This window comes from Campylobacter sp. 19-13652 (genome assembly GCF_019702925.1).
GTDB lineage: Bacteria > Campylobacterota > Campylobacteria > Campylobacterales > Campylobacteraceae > Campylobacter_A.
Map to the genome: position 1 here is coordinate 1188612 of NZ_AP024713.1, position 19815 is coordinate 1208426.

The 19815-nt window shown below is 40.5% G+C and carries 21 protein-coding genes, 1 tRNA gene and 1 pseudogene; 12 read left to right on the top strand and 11 right to left on the bottom strand.

From position 1 onward, the window contains the following. Genes cmoA through LBC_RS05810 form a run of 9 tightly spaced genes read right to left on the bottom strand, consistent with a single transcriptional unit; the run spans position 1 to position 8149 of the window. Positions 1-708, bottom strand: coding sequence for a carboxy-S-adenosyl-L-methionine synthase CmoA (gene cmoA, locus LBC_RS05770; RefSeq protein ID WP_221253423.1), 708 nt, complete (start codon positions 706-708; stop codon positions 1-3). Continuing rightward, on the bottom strand, positions 702-1553 hold the full coding sequence (locus LBC_RS05775; RefSeq protein WP_221253424.1) for a bifunctional riboflavin kinase/FAD synthetase: 852 nt from the start codon (positions 1551-1553) through the stop codon (positions 702-704). Before LBC_RS05775 ends, cmoA begins: the two co-directional genes overlap by 7 nt. After that, positions 1519-2229: a TlyA family RNA methyltransferase gene (locus LBC_RS05780; RefSeq protein ID WP_221253426.1), complete on the bottom strand. Its 711-nt coding sequence runs from the start codon at positions 2227-2229 to the stop codon at positions 1519-1521. The genes LBC_RS05775 and LBC_RS05780 overlap by 35 nt, the downstream gene beginning before the upstream one ends. Beyond that, the gene (ligA, locus tag LBC_RS05785; protein WP_221253428.1) at positions 2219-4168 is read right to left on the bottom strand and encodes an NAD-dependent DNA ligase LigA; all 1950 of its coding nucleotides are present in this window, start codon (positions 4166-4168) and stop codon (positions 2219-2221) included. Before ligA ends, LBC_RS05780 begins: the two co-directional genes overlap by 11 nt. A gap of 4 nt (positions 4169-4172) precedes the next feature. Further along, positions 4173-5312 (bottom strand): dihydropteroate synthase, encoded by a 1140-nt coding sequence (gene folP / locus LBC_RS05790; RefSeq protein ID WP_221253429.1) that lies wholly within the window; start codon positions 5310-5312, stop codon positions 4173-4175. After that, positions 5309-5932 carry a DNA polymerase III subunit delta' gene (locus tag LBC_RS05795; protein WP_221253430.1) on the bottom strand — a complete coding sequence of 208 codons (624 nt, stop codon included), beginning with the start codon at positions 5930-5932 and terminating at the stop codon, positions 5309-5311. Before LBC_RS05795 ends, folP begins: the two co-directional genes overlap by 4 nt. Further along, entirely contained in the window at positions 5929-6471 is a 543-nt protein-coding gene (locus tag LBC_RS05800) for a HobA family DNA replication regulator (protein WP_221253431.1), read from the bottom strand. Before LBC_RS05800 ends, LBC_RS05795 begins: the two co-directional genes overlap by 4 nt. A 7-nt stretch (positions 6472-6478) precedes the next feature. Next, positions 6479-7681, bottom strand: coding sequence for an aspartate kinase (locus tag LBC_RS05805; protein WP_221253432.1), 1203 nt, complete (start codon positions 7679-7681; stop codon positions 6479-6481). Further along, positions 7682-8149 carry an RNA pyrophosphohydrolase gene (locus tag LBC_RS05810; RefSeq protein ID WP_221253433.1) on the bottom strand — a complete coding sequence of 156 codons (468 nt, stop codon included), beginning with the start codon at positions 8147-8149 and terminating at the stop codon, positions 7682-7684. 112 nt (positions 8150-8261) lie between these two features. On the opposite strand from LBC_RS05810, the gene hemW reads away from it, so the two are divergent. The 10 genes and pseudogenes from hemW (at position 8262) to LBC_RS05860 (ending at position 17731) form a co-directional block, all read left to right on the top strand. Beyond that, positions 8262-9308, top strand: coding sequence for a radical SAM family heme chaperone HemW (hemW, locus tag LBC_RS05815; protein WP_221253434.1), 1047 nt, complete (start codon positions 8262-8264; stop codon positions 9306-9308). 59 nt (positions 9309-9367) lie between these two features. Beyond that, positions 9368-9745 (top strand): annotated as a pseudogene (gene tatB, locus LBC_RS09035) (Sec-independent protein translocase protein TatB); the annotation flags it as partial. Positions 9746-10046: 301 nt separating this feature from the next. Further along, positions 10047-10871 (top strand): twin-arginine translocase subunit TatC, encoded by an 825-nt coding sequence (tatC, locus tag LBC_RS05825; RefSeq protein WP_221253435.1) that lies wholly within the window; start codon positions 10047-10049, stop codon positions 10869-10871. After that, entirely contained in the window at positions 10843-11871 is a 1029-nt protein-coding gene (gene queA / locus LBC_RS05830) for a tRNA preQ1(34) S-adenosylmethionine ribosyltransferase-isomerase QueA (RefSeq protein ID WP_221253437.1), read from the top strand. The genes tatC and queA overlap by 29 nt, the downstream gene beginning before the upstream one ends. Continuing rightward, the gene (locus LBC_RS05835; protein WP_221253439.1) at positions 11868-12677 is read left to right on the top strand and encodes a hypothetical protein; all 810 of its coding nucleotides are present in this window, start codon (positions 11868-11870) and stop codon (positions 12675-12677) included. The genes queA and LBC_RS05835 overlap by 4 nt, the downstream gene beginning before the upstream one ends. 8 nt (positions 12678-12685) lie before the next feature. Next, positions 12686-13846 carry a putative peptidoglycan glycosyltransferase FtsW gene (locus tag LBC_RS05840; RefSeq protein WP_221253441.1) on the top strand — a complete coding sequence of 387 codons (1161 nt, stop codon included), beginning with the start codon at positions 12686-12688 and terminating at the stop codon, positions 13844-13846. After that, positions 13843-14859 (top strand): undecaprenyldiphospho-muramoylpentapeptide beta-N-acetylglucosaminyltransferase, encoded by a 1017-nt coding sequence (gene murG / locus LBC_RS05845; protein ID WP_221253443.1) that lies wholly within the window; start codon positions 13843-13845, stop codon positions 14857-14859. The genes LBC_RS05840 and murG overlap by 4 nt, the downstream gene beginning before the upstream one ends. A 1012-nt stretch (positions 14860-15871) precedes the next feature. Then, positions 15872-16471: a cobalt transporter CbiM gene (gene cbiM, locus LBC_RS05850; protein ID WP_221253445.1), complete on the top strand. Its 600-nt coding sequence runs from the start codon at positions 15872-15874 to the stop codon at positions 16469-16471. After that, a complete protein-coding gene (locus tag LBC_RS05855; RefSeq protein ID WP_221253447.1) occupies positions 16455-17126 on the top strand; it encodes an energy-coupling factor transporter transmembrane component T in 672 nt (223 codons plus the stop codon). Before cbiM ends, LBC_RS05855 begins: the two co-directional genes overlap by 17 nt. Then, complete coding sequence (locus tag LBC_RS05860) at positions 17108-17731, top strand: energy-coupling factor ABC transporter ATP-binding protein (RefSeq protein ID WP_221253449.1); 624 nt, start codon at positions 17108-17110, stop codon at positions 17729-17731. Before LBC_RS05855 ends, LBC_RS05860 begins: the two co-directional genes overlap by 19 nt. Here the strand turns inward: LBC_RS05860 and LBC_RS05865 are convergent. Then, complete coding sequence (locus LBC_RS05865) at positions 17728-18459, bottom strand: hypothetical protein (protein ID WP_221253451.1); 732 nt, start codon at positions 18457-18459, stop codon at positions 17728-17730. The two genes, LBC_RS05860 and LBC_RS05865, sit on opposite strands and share 4 nt — an antisense overlap. Positions 18460-18531: 72 nt before the next feature. After that, positions 18532-18608, bottom strand: a tRNA-Arg gene (locus tag LBC_RS05870). Positions 18609-18755: 147 nt separating this feature from the next. Between LBC_RS05870 and LBC_RS05875 the strand changes: the two genes are divergently transcribed. Beyond that, positions 18756-18926 carry a hypothetical protein gene (locus LBC_RS05875; RefSeq protein WP_221253454.1) on the top strand — a complete coding sequence of 57 codons (171 nt, stop codon included), beginning with the start codon at positions 18756-18758 and terminating at the stop codon, positions 18924-18926. A 49-nt stretch (positions 18927-18975) separates the two neighbouring features. Then, positions 18976-19800: an adenylosuccinate lyase gene (locus tag LBC_RS05880; RefSeq protein ID WP_221253456.1), complete on the top strand. Its 825-nt coding sequence runs from the start codon at positions 18976-18978 to the stop codon at positions 19798-19800. Positions 19801-19815: the final 15 nt, after the last annotated feature.

Consider the following 19815-nt stretch of genomic DNA (forward strand, 5'->3'; position numbering starts at 1 on the left):
CTATTTAAAGCAGATAAAGCTCATAAAATTCCCCCACTTAAATACGCTCTCAACATGCGAAAATCCAGCCTCTAGCATAAGCGCGCGGTTTTCGGCTTCGGTGTAGGGGATTAAGACATTCTCTAACGCCTCGCGCTTTTGGGCTATTTCGTAGCGCGAATAGCCCTGAGCTAGTTTATACTCCTCATAAATATCTATCATCTCCTTTGCTAGACGCTTATCCTCATAGATTATCTTTTCACTAAAAATAAATACCCCACCATCGCTTAGCCCACTGCATATACGTGCGGCAAGCTCGCTACGGCGAATTGGACGGATAAACTGCATGGTGTAGTTTAAAATAATCGCTTCATAGCCTGAGGGCTTAAACGCTAATATATCGCCCATGCTAAGCTTGATTTCTGCGCCAAAGGCCTTGCATTTTGCCTGCGCACGCTCTATCATCGCACTTGCTTCATCAATACCAAAAAGCAGCAAATCAGGGCGTTTTTGCCAAAGCAAAAGTAGGGTAGTTGCAGTCGAACAGCCAAGATCCATTACTCTTGCGCCACAAGGCAGCCTTTTAGCCAGCAGGTTAGTTATTAGCGCACTTGAGACATCGTAGTATGGCACGCTTCTATTTATCATATCATCAAATACGCTTGCCACGCTAGCATCAAATTCAAACTGCTTATCACGTGCGCTTAAAAATAGCTCATCTTTTAGCAAAGTATCTCTCCTGCTGTTTTTATATCAAGCTCTATCTGCTTTTTTAGTTCGGCTAGGCTGGGGAATTTAAAATTATCTCGAATATGTTTAATAAATTCCACCCTAACCCTACCGCTAATCTCGCCCAAATCCCTAAAAAGCACATGCGTCTCAAAGGCATATCTGCCGTCAGTACTAGCCCTATGCCCTAAAAAGCTCACACTATCATAGTACTGAGTGCCTAAAATAGTGCGAGTAGCGTAAACTCCGTCCTTTGGCAGGACATAACTACTGGTGGATAAATTTATAGTAGCAAAAAGCTCCTTGTGCCCTAGCCCCTGCCCCCTAATAACATCAGCGCACACTCCATAAGCCCTACCCAAAAGCCGCCTAGCCTCGCTTACATCTGCTCGAAACAGCATACTGCGAATAAGCGCACTATGCACACTAAAGCCATCCAGCCTAAACTCAGGCACAACCAAAGTCTCGCCATCAAAAAGCTCCATAAGCTCATTTACGCCAGAAGTCCTGGACTTTCCAAAGCGAAAATCATACCCTACAACTATCTGCTTTAAGCTTTTAAATTCCTTTTGCAAAATAGCGACAAACTCACCCCCATCTAGATCCTTGATGCGATTAATATCAAGCACATAAACAGATTTTTCAATCAAACTAATACGCTCGGCTATGGTCGTTAAATACGGGCTTTGATGCGTGTCAATAAGTAGCACGGCACCACTTTTGCCAAGGAGGGAGATAAGCTCTTTATGCCCTAAATGCACCCCGTCAAATCTACCTATAGCAAGCTGCGTAACCTCATCTACGCTAGCCTCACGCTCGCACGAAACGGTAAAAATACTCGACATTCCCCTCCTTTCCAAGTATCCCACACTCCCTAGTATCAGCTAGTACTAAATTTAGCCTAGCCGCCTCTAGCTCAAAGGATTTTTGCGCACTTAAAATCGCCTTTTTATCCAGTACCACACCCTTTTTACTACGCCTTGCCTCCTTGCCGACCTCAAACTGCGGCTTAAAAAGCAAAATAATACTAGCGCCTACTTTTGCGTTTTTACAAAGTGCTTCAAGAATAAGCTTAAGCGAGATAAAAGATACATCACAGGTGATTAGATCAAATTTATCATCACTTTTAAAGCCCCTTATGTCAGTCTGTTCAAAAACCCTTGCGCGCGTATCTTGCAAAATCAAAGGCGAAATCTGCCCCTGCCCCACATCAACTCCAAGGACACTTGCTACACCACTAGATAAAAGCACCTGCATAAAGCCTCCCGTACTACACCCAACATCAAGTACGCTAAGTCCAGCTACGCTAAAGCCGCTCGAGGCTAGATATGTCTTTAGTTTTAAGGCTGCGCGCCCCACATACACATCGCCAAGCTGCTCTATGTGCGCATCATCGCGTAAAATTTGACTGCTTTTTGCTATGATGGCTTTATCTGCTAGCACACCGCCAAGCGCGATAAGCTCGCTTGCTTGATTTCGGCTTATGCCAAGTCGTTCGCTTACTAGCCTATCAGCCCTCACCCTTTAGCCTCTCATATTCTGCTTCGTCTATGACTTTTACGCCTAGCTCATTTGCCTTTTCTAGCTTGCTCCCAGCTGCCTCTCCAGCTAGGAGATAGTCCGTTTTCTTACTTACAGAGCCTACTACCTTTGCGCCCAAGCCCTCAAGCTCGGCCTTTATCTCATCTCTGGGGCGGCTTAGAGTGCCAGTGATGACTATGCTTTTGCCACTAAATGCAAGGCTGTGCCTGCTTTCGCCAGCACTAACGCTAGGGCGCACCTCATCTAAAAGCTCAGCTATCGCCTCGCCATTTATTTTGATAAACTCAACCAAAGCGCTACTCATCTGCTCGCCAAAGCCCTCAATTAAAATAATCTCATCAAATTTAGCCCCCAGCCACTCTAGCCCAAATGTCGCTTCTATCTTTTTAGCTGCTACTTCACCTATATGCTCGCAGCCAAGCCCAGCAATAAAGCGCCAAAGCGGTGCGCCACGGCTAGCGTCAATAGCGTTTAAAAGATTATTTGCCTTTTTCTCTTTAAAGCCTTCAAGAGCCATAACATCATCAAATTTAAGCCTATAAATATCCGCAATCCCCCTAATAAGCCCAGCCTCAAATAGCTGCTTTACAATAGCATCGCCAAGCCCATCAATGTTTAGGCATTTTTTAGATGCGTAATAGATTATCGAGTTTATCACGCGCGCTTGGCAGCTTAAATTTTGACATTTTATAAACACCCCTTCATCAAGCAAATGCGACCCACACTCTGGGCAGTGGCTAGGGCGGATTATCTCGCTCTCGCTGCCGTCTCTGCGATCTTTAAACACACCTGTTATCTTTGGTATGACATCTCCAGAGCGGATAATACTGACGTAATCTCCTTTCATAAGCCCAAGGCGCGCTATCTCGTCAAAGTTATGCAAAGTGGCTGATTTTACATTTGCGCCGTCTATATCCACAGGCTCTAGCACCCCAACAGGCGTAACCACACCGCTTCGCCCCACCTGCAAAGCCACATCAATCAGCCTAGTAACTTTCTCGATAGCTGGGAATTTAAAAGCCACCATAAATTTAGGAAACTTAACGGTATAGCCAAGCCCAGCGCAAAATGCCGAATCATCAACACGCACCACCATGCCATCCATTAGCACCTCGCGCTCATTACGCTCTTTTAAAAGCTCATCATAGGCCGCATTTATCTCACTCTCGCCATTGCAAATTTTAAAAAATTTATCCCTAAAAAAGCCAAGAGAACGCACAAAATCCATAATCTCGCTATGCTTTTTATAAGGCAGGATATGCTCGCCCACACCCCACGGGATAAATAACAGCCGCCTGCTTGCAGTTATGGCGCTATCAAGCTGTCTTAGGCTACCGCTTGCGGCGTTTCTAGGGTTTGCCAGCGGAGGCTCGCCACTCTCTATACGCTTTTTGTTTATGGTTTCAAAGTCGCTTTTTTTAATGACGACCTCGCCACGAATTTCAATAAGCCCCTTGTACTCTATCGTTAGGGGGATTGATTTAATCGTCTTTGCATTTTGCGTTACGTCCTCGCCAACGACGCCATCCCCACGAGTTAAGGCCCTAACTAAAACGCCATTTTCATAAAGCAAATTTAGGCTAGCTCCGTCAAATTTAGGCTCAGCGACAAAGCTTGCGTTAAATTTATCCCCACGCTCTAGCCACGCATTAAGCTCATCTTTGCTAAAAATATCCTCCATACTCCACATACGCTTTATATGCGCTGCCTTGCTAAAGCCCTCGCTTAGTGCGCCGCCGACTCGCTTAGTAGGCGAAAAAGAAAGCGCCCTGTCTGGATTTTGCTCCTCATAGCTTAAAACATCATGATAAAGCCTATCATACTCCTCATCGCTTGCTAATGGCGCATCGTCTGTATAATACGCCTTTGCCCATAAATTTAGCGTCGATACTGCGTTTTCATACTCTTTTTGTGTCATAGTCTTACCATAAATTTATATCATTATAAGCGTCATTTAGCGCAAAAAGCTGAGCGTGCTCTGCCACGTCGTGAGTTCTTATTATTTCAGCGCCGTTTTGTGCAGCCATCAGGTGTAAAAAAAGCGACCCAGCTAGCCTATCTTTTACATCGCTTTTATAAAATGCGTTTATCACCGACTTTCTGCTAGCCCCCACTAAAAGCGGATAGCCCAGCCTGTTAAAGTGGGATAAATGCTTTATTAAAAGCATATTATGCTCGGCGGTCTTGCCAAAACCTATGCCGACATCAAGGACTATCTTTTTTGCCCCCCTATCCTTAGCAGCCGCTATTTTAGCTGTAAAAAAATCGCTAATCTCGCCTAGCAAATCATCATAGTGCGGACTATCTTGCATATTTTTAGGATTTCCCTGCATATGCATAATGCAAAGCGGCACATCATATTTAGCGGCCAAAAAGGCCAAATTTTCATTAGCCGATATATCATTTATAAAGCTAAAACCCCTATCAAGCGCATACTCTAAGCAATGCTCATCAAAGCTATCAAGGCTTAGCCTCACATTTTCATATATTTTTAGCCTATAAATCTCATCTAAAAGCCACTTCAATCTAGCAAATTCCGCCTCAGCTCCGATATACTCGCTGCCAGGTCTTGAGCTAACAGCCCCAATATCAACATAGCTAGCACCAGCCTTTATCATCTGCTCTATTTTTTCTATAGCAGCTACGCCACTTTTGCGACTAGCTGGGTTAAAGCTATCTTCGTTTATATTTACAACGCCCATTATGCTAACACCAGACGGCTCGTATGAGCTAGCAGATAAAAATTTAGCCAGCTCTTTTAACGAGAAGTCTTGTGCACTCTCTTTTTTTGCCAGTATCTTTAACTGGGCTGGAGTGGCCATCAAAACGGCTTGAAATTTATCTCGTCCGCCTAAAATCGTATCTTTATGCGTTAGCAAATCAGCCCCAACGCTAAGGGCATCTTGCTTTAAAATATTTGCCGCAGCTGCTTTAATATCTTTTAAAAGGATAAATTTAATCTCAGACTTTTTATGCATTATGATAGCTCCAGCCGCACTTGCGCCTATATAGCCAGCAAGCTTATCAAAATCGCTTTTTGGATTTATCTCATAAATTTTCATCTGCGTCCTTTGTGTAAGATTAAGAGCAAAAGCGGGGTCAAAAGAGCGTGGGATTTAGCATTTAAATCAGCTAGTGATATTAGCTTGTAAAAATACTCATACTCATCTAAGCTAAATCGCATTCCAATCCTGATTGCCTCATCAATAATAGCTGAAATTACCGCTTTTAGGTCGTTTTTTGCAATCTCTCCTACCCTTTCGCCAGCCTCTATCTTGTCTAAAAACTCAAGCATACTTTTTAGAGTGAGGGTTTGTAAATTTAAATCCAGCTCGTATCTTTGAGTATTTGCACTATCTTTTGTAAGAACAGGAAGCCTTGAGCGAATAGTTGGTAAAAAAAGGCTTTTAGCGGAGGCAGCTAAGATAAAAACGATATTTTTAGGCGGTTCTTCGATGATTTTTAAAAGTGCATTTTGAGCCGCACTTGAGTAAGCGCCAGCAAGCACTACGATAAATTTTTGGCTAACCTCAGCTATATAAGCCTCTGAAATAATGGCTCTAGCGTCATCTACTAAAAGCTCATCTGTTTCAAAAAATCTTAGTGAATTTATGCCGTATTTGGCTATTAGCTCATCTTTTAGGGCATTAAAATCGCCGCTAATAATAATGCAAGAGCTCAAACACTCGCCTTTGCTAAAAGCACCGCATCCACGCTTTTGCTAAAAAGCTTAAATAAAGAGACAAGCTTATTATCAAGCCTCTCATCAGAGCTATTTAGATAAAAGCCATTTTGAGACTGCTCATCAAATAGCCACATGTAGCTCATGTCACTTGACTTAGCCAGTGCCGCCCTAGTATCAGAGCTTTTGCCTATGTAAAAATAGACAAAGCCGTTTGCAAAAGTAATGCTAAGCATATCCTCAAGCAGGTCTGATTGTTCCTTTACACTTATCTCATCAAAGCGAGGATATAGCGCTCGCAAGGAAAAAAACGGCAACATCGGACGTGTGGCTGGCAGGGGATTTATATGAGATAGAAAATACTTCTCAAACCACTCCCGCTCCCTATCTGTGATGATGATAAATGCTCGCCCTTGCAAAAGATACGACAGCCTAGTAGCCAGCAGCGGCGCCCACTCGCTTAGACGCTGCTCCATCCAGCTCATGCCCACACCCTCATCACGTATAGCAGCTAGGCTCCAGCTCCTAAAATCCTGCATAAAAGACCTAAGCGTCGAGCTTATAAGCGTCGTGAAGCACCCTCACCGCAAGCTCGCCGTACTTTTGATCTACTATCATGGATAGTTTTATTTCGCTAGTTGAGATCATCTGTATATTTATGCCTTCACGCGCTAGCGTCTCAAACGCTAGACATGCCACGCCACTGTGGCTTTTCATGCCTACGCCAACGACTGAAACTTTTACGATAGCGTCGTTAAATTCGATATGTTTAGCAGCCTGAAGCTTATCCATAGCGCGTCTTGCGATTTCTAGCTCATTTTGAGGCACTGTAAAGCCTAGATTTGTAGTACCGTCGTGTCCGACGTTTTGGATTATCATATCTACGTTTACATTCTCTTTTGCTAGAGTGGTAAATATCTCAGCCGCGATACCAGGCTTATCTACTACGCCCCTAAGTGTAACGCGCGCTTGATTTTTATCCAATGCTATGCCGCTTACTAAAACTGCTTCCATTATATTATCCTCTCCTGTTATTAATGTACCTTCATTATCGTTAAAGCTGCTTCTAGTTACTAGCTTTACATTTAGCTTTTTAGCTAGCTCGACTGAGCGATTTTGCAGGACTTTTGCCCCTGCGCTTGCAAGCTCTAGCATCTCCTCATAGCTTATTCGCTCTAGCTTTTTTGCCTTTTTCTCTATGCGTGGGTCTGTGGTATAAACTCCATCAACGTCAGTATAAATTTCACACAAATCCGCCTTTAACGCCCCAGCTACCGCCACAGCAGATAGGTCGCTCCCACCCCTGCCAAGCGTAGTTATGTCTCCATTTTCATCTACGCCCTGAAAGCCAGCTACGACTACTACTCTGCCTCTCTCAAGCTCGCTTTTTATCCTAGAGGTGTCAATCTCCTCTATGCGCGCTTTAGTGTGTACACTATCGGTATAAATTTTTGCCATAGCGCCAGTTAGCCCCACGGTTTCTATGCCTTTTTCATTTAGTGCGATTGTAAGAAGCGCCGTAGTAACCTGCTCTCCAGAGCTTAAAAGCATATCCATAGCTACTGCATTTGGCACCTTGCTAAAATGCTCACCGTACTCTACAAGCTGGTTTGTAACCCCACTCATAGCAGAGACTACCACGACTATATCATTTCCATCTTTTTTAGCTCTTGCGACTCTATCTGCCACGGCTTCGATACGCTCTAGCGTACCCACACTAGTGCCGCCATATTTTTGCACTATTAGCATTTAGATATATCCTTTCTCTTTAAAGTAGCTTAAAACCTTCGCATAAATCGGCTTTTTAAAGTGATTTATACTATCAAGCACGCTATTTGCATTTACAAATTTATACTCACTAAACTCAGCCTCATGCGTACCTAGCACTATCTTTGCACTCGGTCTAAGACGCACTAAAAAATACTTCTGCGTCTGTCCGTCATAATTATAAGTCTTTTTACTGCTCGCCCCAGCTGGAAAATCATAGCTAAGCCACTGAGGATACTCGCCAAGCACCTCTACATCATCGGTGCCTATCTCCTCTCTTAGCTCGCGCTTAAGAGCCTCAAGCTCACTCTCTCCAGCATCAATGCCACCTTGAGGAAACTGCCAGACGTCCTTTAAGTCAATCCTACGAGCCAAAAAGACCTCACATTTAAACGGATATGCGCTACTTAGCACGACGGCCGCCACATTTGGTCTGTACTTTTTTTGCATTCTCTTACCTATTTATTAAAAATCTTGACATAGTAGCAAAAAAGAGTTTATACTCGGTTTAAATTTATCTCCACTTTTATGCTAAAATGGCTAAAAATTTAAAGGCTTTATAGTGCTACTTTACATACATATACCATTTTGCGAATCAAAATGCCCCTACTGCGCCTTTGGCTCACTGGTAGGGCAAAAGGATAAATTTAAAGCTTATTTTAAGGCATTAATCAAAGATTTCGATAGCTTTAGCAAGGATTTAGCAGGAGTTAAATTTGAAACCGTATTTATAGGTGGCGGAACGCCCAGTGTGGTGGATGCCGCACTTTATGAGGAGCTTTTTTTAAAGATTAGTCCGTTTTTGGAAAAAGAGGCAGAAATTACCTCTGAAGCTAATCCAAACTCCGCAAGCTTTGAGTGGATTAGCAAAATGAAGGAATTTGGACTAAATAGGCTAAGCATGGGCGCACAGAGCTTTTATAATGATAAGCTAAAAATGCTAGGACGCACACATGATAAAAGCGCAGTCTTTAAAGCGGTAGAGGCTGCAAAAAAAGCAGGACTTAAGCGCATTAGTGTGGATTTAATTTATGGCACAGCACTTGATAATAAAGAGCGCATAAAAGGCGAAGTAGCGGCCATAAAATCGCTTAACATAAGCCACGCCTCAGCCTATACCCTAACGCTTGAGGAGGGTACGCCATTTCAAAATAGATTGGAGCTTTCAAAAGATGACGAAGCCCTAGCAAGGCTAGTAAAAGATGAGCTAGAAAATGTGGGGCTTAAGCGCTATGAGGTGTCAAATTTTGGCGATATTTGCAGGCATAATCTAGGATACTGGCAGGGCAAGGAATATCTTGGAATTGGTGCTTATAGCGTGGGGTTTTTAGGGGGTGCTAGGCTTTATGCGCCAAAGAGCTTAAATCAGTATCTAGCCTCCCCAAACTCTAGGCAAAAAGAGGTGCTAAGCAGCGATGACATGGTGCTTGAGCGGCTATTTTTGGGGCTTAGAAGCTGCGTAGGTGTAGAGATAAAAAGCCTGCCAAACGCATGGCAAGAAAAGGCGCAAACACTAATAAATGAAAAAAAGCTCGAACAAAGGGGAGATAAAATTTACGCAAAAGAGTATCTTTTAGCCGATGAGTTAGCGCTTTACATCACGCTTTAAATTCAAACATAAGTAAAAAAAGGCTAAAATGGCGAGAATTGTTTAAAAAGGGTAAATTTATGTTTGGTATGAGCCTTCCTGAAATACTTATAATAGCCATAATTGCCGTGCTATTTTTAGGTCCTGATAAACTGCCTGAAGCGATGGTGCAGATTGCAAAATTCTTTAAAACCGTAAAAAAAGGCGTAAATGACGCAAAAGCGAGCTTTGAATCAGAGATAAAAATAGCCGAACTAAAAGAAGACGCACAAAAGTATAAACAATCCCTAGAAGAGGCCACAAGCACGGTACGTAAAAAGCTTACATTTGAGGAGCTTGACGAGATAAAGAAAAACTTAAATAGTGGTGCCGAGGCTATAAATAAAGGCTTAAACACCATTAAAAACCCAGTTAACGCAGTAAAAGACGAGCTAAAAAATCTCTCCAAAGAGCAAATTTTAACCCCTGAGCAAAATAAAAGCGAACTGGCTCAAAATGGCGGCAGGAGAGCAGCTAGAATGCAAGAATTAAGCGAGCAAACAAAAGCCGATAAAAATAGAGATAGTGATAAATTTGAAAATCTAAGCGCACATGACAAGCCTAGCGCAATTAACGAGCTAGAGGTAGCAAAAAATTCCAAAACAGCTCAAGAAACATACAGGATAGACAAATTTCAAACAATAAACAAATCTAGCGAAAATAGTGAGCAAAGCAAGATAAACGAGACTAGCGAAAAAAACCTAAAAAAGGGGGCTAGCGATGTTTGAGGAGCTTCGTCCGCACCTAGCAGAACTTAGAAAGCGCCTTGGCATTAGCGTAGCGGCTGTGATGATAGCGTTTGTGGCGTGCTTTAGCTTTTGGAATCCGATACTTGATTTTATGACTGCACCGCTAAAGGCGGTCTTGCCAGCGGGGAGTAATATCATCTTTACCGAGGTGCAAGAGCCGTTTTTTACCGCGATGAAGGTGGCATTTTTTACTGGGCTTGTGGCGAGTTTGCCTGTGATATTTTGGCAGTTTTGGCTATTTGTGGCACCAGGGCTTTATGAAAATGAGAAAAAATATGTCATACCATTTGTCATTTCAGCTAGCATAATGTTTGCCTGTGGTGCGGCATTTTGCTATTATGTAGTAACCCCTCTTGGGTTTAAATTTTTAATAAACTTTGGCGGCGAGCTTTTTACCGCACTACCTAAAATAGGCGATTATGTCGGATTTTTTACAAAGCTTGTCATAGCCTTTGGGGTGGCTTTTGAGCTGCCTGTACTTACATTTTTCTTAGCAAAGCTTGGGCTTGTTGACGATGAGGCGCTTAAAAAATTCTTTAAATACGCCGTTGTTATAATATTTATTTTTTCAGCTATAATGACGCCTCCTGACGTACTAAGCCAGTTTTTAATGGCGTTTCCACTAATGGGACTTTATGGGCTTTCCATCCTAATAGCAAAGCTTGTAAAAAAAGAGGAGGAAAAAGAGGAACAAGCCCAAAATGAGGATGCAAGCCCCAGCTCAAAAGTAAGCGAATTTGACGAAGTAGAGTATGATGAGGATTTAGATGAAACAGGCGCTAACTCAGACAAATAGCTATGATTATCATCTGCCAGATGAACTAATCGCAAAAGCCCCAACCATGCCGAAAGAGGAGGCTAGGCTTTTAGTTTACAGGAGAGAAAATGGTAGCATAGAGCATTTTAAATTTAAAGATTTACCAGATTTAATCCCTCAAAATACAGCCATAATTTTTAATGACACAAAGGTTATAAAAGCTAGACTTTTTGGCACAAAGCAAAGCGGAGGCGCTAGGGAGATAATGCTAAATCAGCCAGTGGGCAAAAATGGAACATTTAGCTGCTACATTAAAGGTAGGGTAAAAAGTGGCGATATAATAAATTTGAAAAACGGCATAAACGCCGAAGTTTTAGAGCTTTTTGATGATGGACTTAGGGTTGTTAGACTTATAAAAAACAGCAAATATCTAAGCACAAACGAGGTGCTAAAAGCCACAGATAAAATAGGCATCATACCTCTGCCACCGTATCTAAAAAGAGATGCCGACACAGACGATGAGAGCTGGTATCAAAGCATATTTGCTAAAAACAAGGGTGCCGTGGCTGCACCAACTGCTAGCCTTCATTTTAGCAATGATTTAATGAAAAAAATATCGGATAAATTTAAAACCGCATACATCACACTTCACGTAGGCGCTGGGACGTTTAAGGGCGTAGAGTGCGAGGATATTAGAGAGCATACTATGCACCATGAAAGCTATTTTATCCCTGAAAGCACAGCAAATATAATAAAGAGCGATACACCCATACTAGGCGTTGGCACGACTGTAACTAGGACGATAGAATATTACGCAAGAAACGGATTAAAAAGCGGAGAGTGTGATCTGTTTTTAAACCCGCTAAATCCACCCATTAGGCAAAATTTCTTGCTTACAAACTTTCATCTACCAAAAAGCACTCTGATAATGCTAGTAGCAGGCTTTGTTGGCTTAGAACAGACAAAGAAAATTTATGCCACAGCGATAGAAAACGGATATAGGTTTTACTCCTACGGCGATGGGATGATAGTACTATGAAAACAGACCTACTAGATAGAATCAGTCTGCTACTTGAGGGGCTTTACGAGGACGCAAAGCAGACAAAAAACATCATACTATTTGACTATGCTCTAACCTACCCTAGGGTATTTGAAACAGACGTGATGCCAATCGTAAAAGCATGTGAATACCTAAACAAATACCTGCTTTTTAATCAATCAAGCTCAAGGGTGTTATTTGAGTTTAGGCTCACAAATTACGCTAGAGACCACGTCGTATTTGACATAAATCTAACCTCATCAAAGCAGATAGAATCGAGCTATGACGATAAATACTTAAATCTAGCCAAAAGACAGATCAAGCTAGCTGGTATAGAGCTAAAGCTAGCAGAAAATACCATAAACATGTCAATAAAGCTCGCCACATCAAAAGAACCACCTCGCCAAAGCCTGCCTAGCATAAACCAAAGCATACTAAAAAAATACCATGCCATTATCTCCTATCCAGACATAAAGGGGTTTGACATACTAAAATCGCAGCTTGAGCATCTAGGTATAAATGTCCGCCCAACAAACGATTATCTAAGTGCGTTTGAGCATATAATAAATCCTATCTATACACCAAATTTAGTATTTATCCACAAAAACGACATACTGAGCGAACAGGACAAAAAAGAGATACTAAAAGCCAAAAAAACAAAAGGCTTTAGTGTAATCATCATCTGCGAAAATGACGTAAATTTAAAGGGCTTTGATGAGTTTTTCATACTAAATCAGCCGTACACTTACGATATGCTTTATGCAATAATATCCGTCAGCTACTCGCGCTCTTTGGCAAATTCATAAGGCAAAAAATGACAACTGATAAGTACATATTTTACACCTGCGCTGGGCTAATTTTAATAAGCATTGTCTTTTCGCTCTCACTTTCAGTTTATACAGTTGTATTTTTTAACTACGGTGAGTTTCACTTTTTTATTAGGCAGTTTGGTGTGGGGCTTTTGGCGATTTTTCTAATGTGGGCAATAAGTCGCCTAAATCCTGATAAGGCTCTTAAGCCTATAGGTTTTACTCTGCTGTTTTCCTGTCTCGTGCTTATGTCTATTATGCGGTTTTTGCCAGCTTCCATGGTAACTGAATCTGGTGGTGCCGCACGCTGGATTAGGCTTCCTGGCTTTTCTCTAGCTCCTGTTGAGTTTTTTAAGGTCGGCTTTATATATTTTCTAGCTTGGTCGTTTAGTCGACGCATAGGCAATGAAAAGCTCAGCATTCCACAGGAATTTAAACTCATGCTACCCTATCTTTGCGTACTAGCAGTTGTGGCGTGCCTAATTGCTATAATGCAAAATGACCTAGGACAGGTAGTAGTGCTTACGCTTACGCTTATTATGATGGCGTGGTTTGCAGGGACTAGCATGAGGCTGTTTTCTATAGGATTATTACTGGCAATACTCGGTGCAAGCGTAATAATCCTGACCTCAGATCACCGCATAGCGCGTATAAAATCATGGTGGGGCACAGCGCAGGATATGGTACTATCTGTGCTACCTTCTTGGCTTGAGGATACGCTTAGGGTTACAGACGCTCCAGCCCCATATCAAATTTCATACTCGCTTAACGCCATTCGACACGGAAATTTCTTTGGAGAAGGACTAGGTGGAGGGATATTTAAGCTTGGATTTTTAAGCGAAGTGCATACTGATTTTGTGCTCTCTGGCATAGCTGAGGAGCTAGGGCTTGCTGGCATATGCCTCATACTTGTGCTATTTGTATTTTTAATTTTTAGAATTTTTAGAGTAAGCGGCAGGTGCGAGGATAAGGCACACCATCTATTTTGCATGGGTGTAGCACTCATGCTTGCTATTAGCTTTTTAATGAATAGTTACGGAATTACCTCACTAACACCATTAAAGGGCATTGCAGTGCCATTTTTAAGCTATGGGGGCAGCTCCATGCTAGCCTCAAGTATAGCCATAGGAATGGTACTAATGATAAGTAAAAGGATAAAATCGTGATAGTTTTAACAGGTGGTGGCACAGGCGGACATCTAGCCATAGCAAGAAGCCTAGCCGAGGCTTTAAAAAAACGTGGCGAGGAGATAGCTTTTATAGGCTCAACAAGTGGGCAAGACATGGCGTGGTTTGACGGCTCAGGGGAGTTTAGTGCTACCATTTTTTTGCCCAGCAAAGGCGTAGTAAATAAGCGTGGACTTGCAAAAATTTCAGCCGCTTTTAGTATCCTAAAACTCGCCATAAAAGCACGTAGCCATCTAAAAAACATAAATGCAAAAGCGGTAATTAGCGTAGGCGGATACTCAGCAGCACCAGCCAGCTTAGCTGCACTTAGCCTAAATCTGCCACTTTTTATCCATGAACAAAACGCAGCCGTAGGCAGGCTAAATAGCCTTCTTAAGCCCTTTGCTAGGGGGTTTTATAGCTCATATGCAAAGGGGATTTACACCAACTACCCTGTAAAAGATGAGTTTTTTAGCACAGCGCGAGTAAGGAGTGAGCTAAAAACGGTGCTATTTCTTGGTGGCTCACAAGGCGCAAAAGCGATAAACGAACTAGCCATCAACCTTTATCCAAAGCTTAATCAAATAGGCGTAAAAATACTTCATCAATGCGGCAAAGGTTCGATAGATACGGTGCTTAGCAAATACAAAAACCTAGGCGCAAACGATGTGGAGGTATTTGAATTTAGCACTGATATGCCAAATTTGATGAGCAAGGCCGATTTAGCCATATCTAGGGCTGGGGCTAGCAGCGTTTGGGAGCTAGCGGCAAACGCCCTGCCAGCAGTGTTTATCCCATATCCTTACGCAGCAAGCGATCATCAAAGGCTAAACGCTCTAGCCTTAAAAGACTGCTCAAAAATCTGTCTACAAAATGGCTCAAGTGTGGATGCAAACGAGATATGGGATATTATAAATAGCTTAAATTTAAAAGCAATAAGCATGGCGTTAAAAGAAAAAATTAAGCCAAATGGCGCTGACGCCATAGTTGCTGATGTGCTAAGCAAGCTATAAAATGGCTTATCCAGAGGCTTTTTATAGCCTCGTTTTGTTTATTGTCTTAAACTAAAATGATGATATGGGCTTATTAAATTTAAGCTATTTTAAACAATAGCGCTGCTTTATAAATTTATACATCACGCTTTTTAATCCCACGTATAGCAAAGTGGCATATTAGCTTAGAAAATAACCGCTAAGTATCCTAGCATGGTAGGCATTTGCCCTGCATACAGTTTCTAAGAAAAAGCAAAAACTAGGCGGTAATAAATATATCGCTTACAACACAAATGGCATAAAAGTAGTATGCACCCTAAGCCTTTGTGGGACTTACTAAATTTTAAAAACTCCAAAAATTGCGTCATTGCAAGAAAAATATTTAGATTTTAATTTTTTTGCGTATAAAATTTTAAATCTCTGTTTTAAAAAAGTATTGCTTTTTTAAAGCTTAATTTGGTTTTAGCAAGCTAGCACCACGTATATGAGTGGCTTAGCACAGCAACTGCTTGCTGTGCGTGCATAAAGCGAATAGGCGAGTATATCGCAAAGCGATACGAGCCGCAAAAAAGCAGTCGTCGTCCTAAGTCCTACGGACTTAATGGCGTTCCCCAGATTTTTGCGCTGAGTTTTTACGAAGTGCTAAAATCGTGCCGACCTTGTAAAACAATGTCGGTAATGCCAAAAACCACTGGCACGAATTAGAGGAGCTGTGCCTACTTTAATGTCGCTAAGGAGAAATTTTTTAACAGAGCCTATTTAAATTTATTTAATGCAAAGTCACAAATATACTTTATAAAAATAGCGCCATTAAATTATCCAAGCCATAAAAAGCAAAACCAAACGATAATTTATGCCATATAATTGGACACGCATACACCAAAAACCGCTCTTGCAAAAACTAATATTGCACCAAAATAAAGCACAAAACGAAGTCACAACTTTGATAAATTTAAATAATTTTTAAAAATTTTAACTAATTTTAATATTTTTGTGTGTATTATTTTATTTATTTTCGTGTGAAAGGCAGGCTATGCATATTACAGACGGCGTTTTATCCACCCAGACCTTAATCATCTCAAGTGCCGTATCAGCGGTATTTCTGATAGCTTCAATACGTAGCACAAAAGAGCATGAGCTGCCACAAATAGCGCTATTTTCCGCCTTATTTTTCATAGCTAGCTTTATTCACATACCAGTTGGCATATCTAGTGCGCACCTTATTTTATCAGGGCTTATAGGCGCTTCGATTGGTTTTGGCTGTTTTTTAGCTATATTTGTAGCACTTTTTTTACAGGCTCTACTTTTTGGATTTGGAGGACTTAGTTCGCTGCTGTCAAATACCCTAGTCATGGCGCTTCCTGCGTATTTGCTCTACCTGGGAAACAGCCTGATTTTTAAAAAATCGTTTGGCACTTTAAGGATTGTCCTAGACTTTGCCATAGGCTCGCTAAGCACCCTATTTTCAGCACTTTTGCTCTCACTTTTGCTATATACTAGTAACGACGCCCTAGCCCCAGCCGCCATATCCATACTCATAGCGCATATCCCACTTAGCATAGTCGAGGGCATAATCACAGCAGCTGGCATGAGTTTTTACCGCAGGATAGCACTAAGTGCGAGTATTGCCTAATGCGAATATCTCGCTAATACTGGCGCTTTTTTACTCTATTTTTGTGAGCATTTTACCATTAAAAGCGCCTATTTTACCCATAGCGATAGTTTCTATGCTGACATTTTTATCCTGTAAAGAAAAGGTCAAAGTGATAAAAAAAATGCTTGGCATAAATTTATTCTTAATACTTATATTTTTAAGCTATATCTATGCGCAAAAATTCGAACTCGCATACCTTAGCTTCATACGCTCAAACCTTACAATCTTATTTATAGTAAGCCTATTTAGCGCACTATCAAGCGCTCACATAGCAGCCGCAATGGCTAAAATAGGCGCCCCATACAAGCTAACCGTGGTGCTATTTTTAGCAGTTAAATTTATCGAACAGTTTTTTATAGATTTAGTTTTATTTAAACAAAGGCTTCTTGCTAGAGGTCTAAAGCCAGCCACAAACCGCCTCACATACAAAGCCTACTCTAGCTTTATAGCACTACTTATATTTATGGGATTTTCTAGAGCCCAAATGGCTAAAGAGTGCATAATAGCGAGGGGTTTTAACAACTTAGCGCTTAAAAAAATTTATAAAGAAAAGCTTAATGCGCTAGACTTTTTCTGGTGTGTTAAGCTAATAGTTTTTATGGTTTTGGAGATATTATGGACGCTTTATCGGTAAAAAACTTATCCTATTCATACGGCGATAAGATTGTTTTAAAAGACGTAAGCTTAAAGATTAAATTTGGCGAAAAAATCGGACTAAAAGGCGCAAATGGAAGCGGCAAAAGCACCTTGCTTAGATGTCTTGCTGGGCTTTGCGAGTGCAAAAGTGATGAGTTTTTAATATTTGGACAAGATATAAATAAAAATGGATATGAGAACACAAGAAGCAAGGTTGGGTTTTTATTTCAGCAAAGTGAAGAGCAGTTTATCTTTCCGATAGTAAAAGATGACGTTAAATTTGAACTGCTCGCTCAGGGCTTAAGTGATGAAAAAGCCCAAAATATCAGCACAGAGATGCTAAAAAAGCTAAATCTCTTAGTGCATAAAAATAGCGTAGTATATCATCTCTCAGGTGGGCAAAAGAGGCTTGTGGCACTTGCTGGAGTGCTTTGTCCGCTAGACAAACAGCTACTATTTCTTGACGAACCAAGCAATGAGCTTGATAAAAATGCGCTTAAAACCATAATAAACGAGCTAAAATCGCACAAGGCAGCCATGCTCATAGCCACCCATGATGATGAAATTTTAAGACAAGTTTGCGATAGGATTATTGAAATTTAATCATCAATCGCCAGTTTTCTCAGCCTTTTTAGCTCATAGATTAAGCTATGATAGATTAATTCATTTTGCTTTAAGCTCTTGCCGCTACTTAGCACAGGCGACACGTTTGAGACAATTAGGTCTGACATTCCAGCTATTTCGATTAGCAAAAGCTCATCTTGCCTTGATTTAGCCAAAAGTATGGCGTTGTTAAAAAATTTAAAAAGCGATTTGAAATTTTTCAATATCACATTTGCGATTATAGCGGAGTTATATCTTATAAACATTGTAATATTTTTTTGAGCTATAGCGAGCGTTTTTACTATACTTGCTATCTCCTCAAGTTTTGCGGTATTTTTCTTAAAATAATTTTTCTTATCTGCTTTTAGTAGGGTCTGATATTCAGCGGTTAGCACCTCTATTAAAGAAGTAACGTTTGATAAATTTTTTTGCATATTGTTGTTTACGTCTGTGTATACACCATTTTTTTCTATCTGGGCAACAAGGCTTCTTGTAAGCTGTTTCATATATGAGCTTAAATTTTCATAATAATCGTCGTTGTTAAACATCTGACGAAACAGTTCGCTCTCGCTTTTTCGCTCCCTAACTTGCAAAATACTCTCATCCACAAGCCTGCCAAACTCAACAACGCTCATATATGGTTTTACCTCAGGGTACTCATTATCACAAAGTTTTTTGACATCATTTTGTATGACATTTAAGCTGTTTAAAATATCTTTATAATCCATAATCAAATCTTTTAAATTTTTGGCATTTTACTATAAAATAGTTTAAAAAAGGTAGAAATCACGAAAGAAAAGTGGTGCGCCCGAAGGAATTCGAATCCCTGACCTTTTGAACCGCAATCAAATGCTCTATCCAGCTGAGCTACGAGCGCACATTAAAATTGAAGTTGTGATTTTACATAAAATTTCCTTAAACAAAGCTATAATTTTATCAAATTTTGTAGAAAAATTAAATTTATCCATTTTTTAAGCCAAAAATGAATAAACTAATCAAAGTAAATTTTAAGGAGATTAGCCATATGGATTTTTTAGAAAGTTTAAAGCAGATAAAACAAGAAATGAAAAAAGAGACCCCGCAAAAATCGCAAGCCCAAAGCAAGACAGAAAATAAAAGTATAGAGCAAAAGCAAGCAAAACTTGAGGCTAGTTTTGCTGATTATATAAAAGATAGCGACATAAAAAAGATATAACTGGAACAATTATTGCTTATACTGCCTTATAAAAATAAAAAGGCAGGCAATGCAGATAAAAAATACGCTAGAATCGCTAAGTATCAGCACAGATGACGCAGCTATATTTGGAGAAATTAGAGAAATAATGTATAAAAACTTTGCCTCAACGCTTCACAGCAAAGGCAAAGTCATATCATTTTATGATAAAAATGAGCTAGTGCAGCGTCGCTATTTTTTAAAATTTATAAGAAAAATCGCCATAAAACACACAGGAGTCGAGCCAAAATTAAACTTTGCTGAGCATAAAACCCTAAAGCTTTCATACAAGGCACAAAATAGCCTATCCCAACTGCTTTTCATAGATATAGATTTTATCGCACAAGATGTAATATTTACGCTAAATAGCGCCCCAAAAATCTTTGCAAACTACCTAAAAAAGGTCTTTAAAGGTAGCAAGGCAAAATATAACGAAAACACAAATACACTAAGCATGAGATTTAGCTCGCAGGATGAATTTGACGCACTAGATGAGCTAATTTCAAAAAAAGAGCACATCAAATTTAGCATAAATTTCCGCTATGAAAATTCAAAACTACAAAAAGCAAAAAGCCGTGTAAATAGCAACAAATCTGGCAGCTTTACAAGATGTTTTTACGCACTAGCTAGCATACTTGAGAATGAATTTAAAATCCTAGGATGCGATATAAACTCCGATTTTGAAAGCGTACGTGCTGCATACCTAAAAATGGTAAAGATGTACCACCCAGATAGACATATGCAAAAAAGCGAACGAATAAAAAGCGAATACAGGGAGCATTTTGAAAAAGTTCAGCATGCTTGGGAGACATTAAAGCCATTTTTTAAAAAGCAAGAGAGCTTTGCAAGTGCTTAAAAATAGCTTAATTTA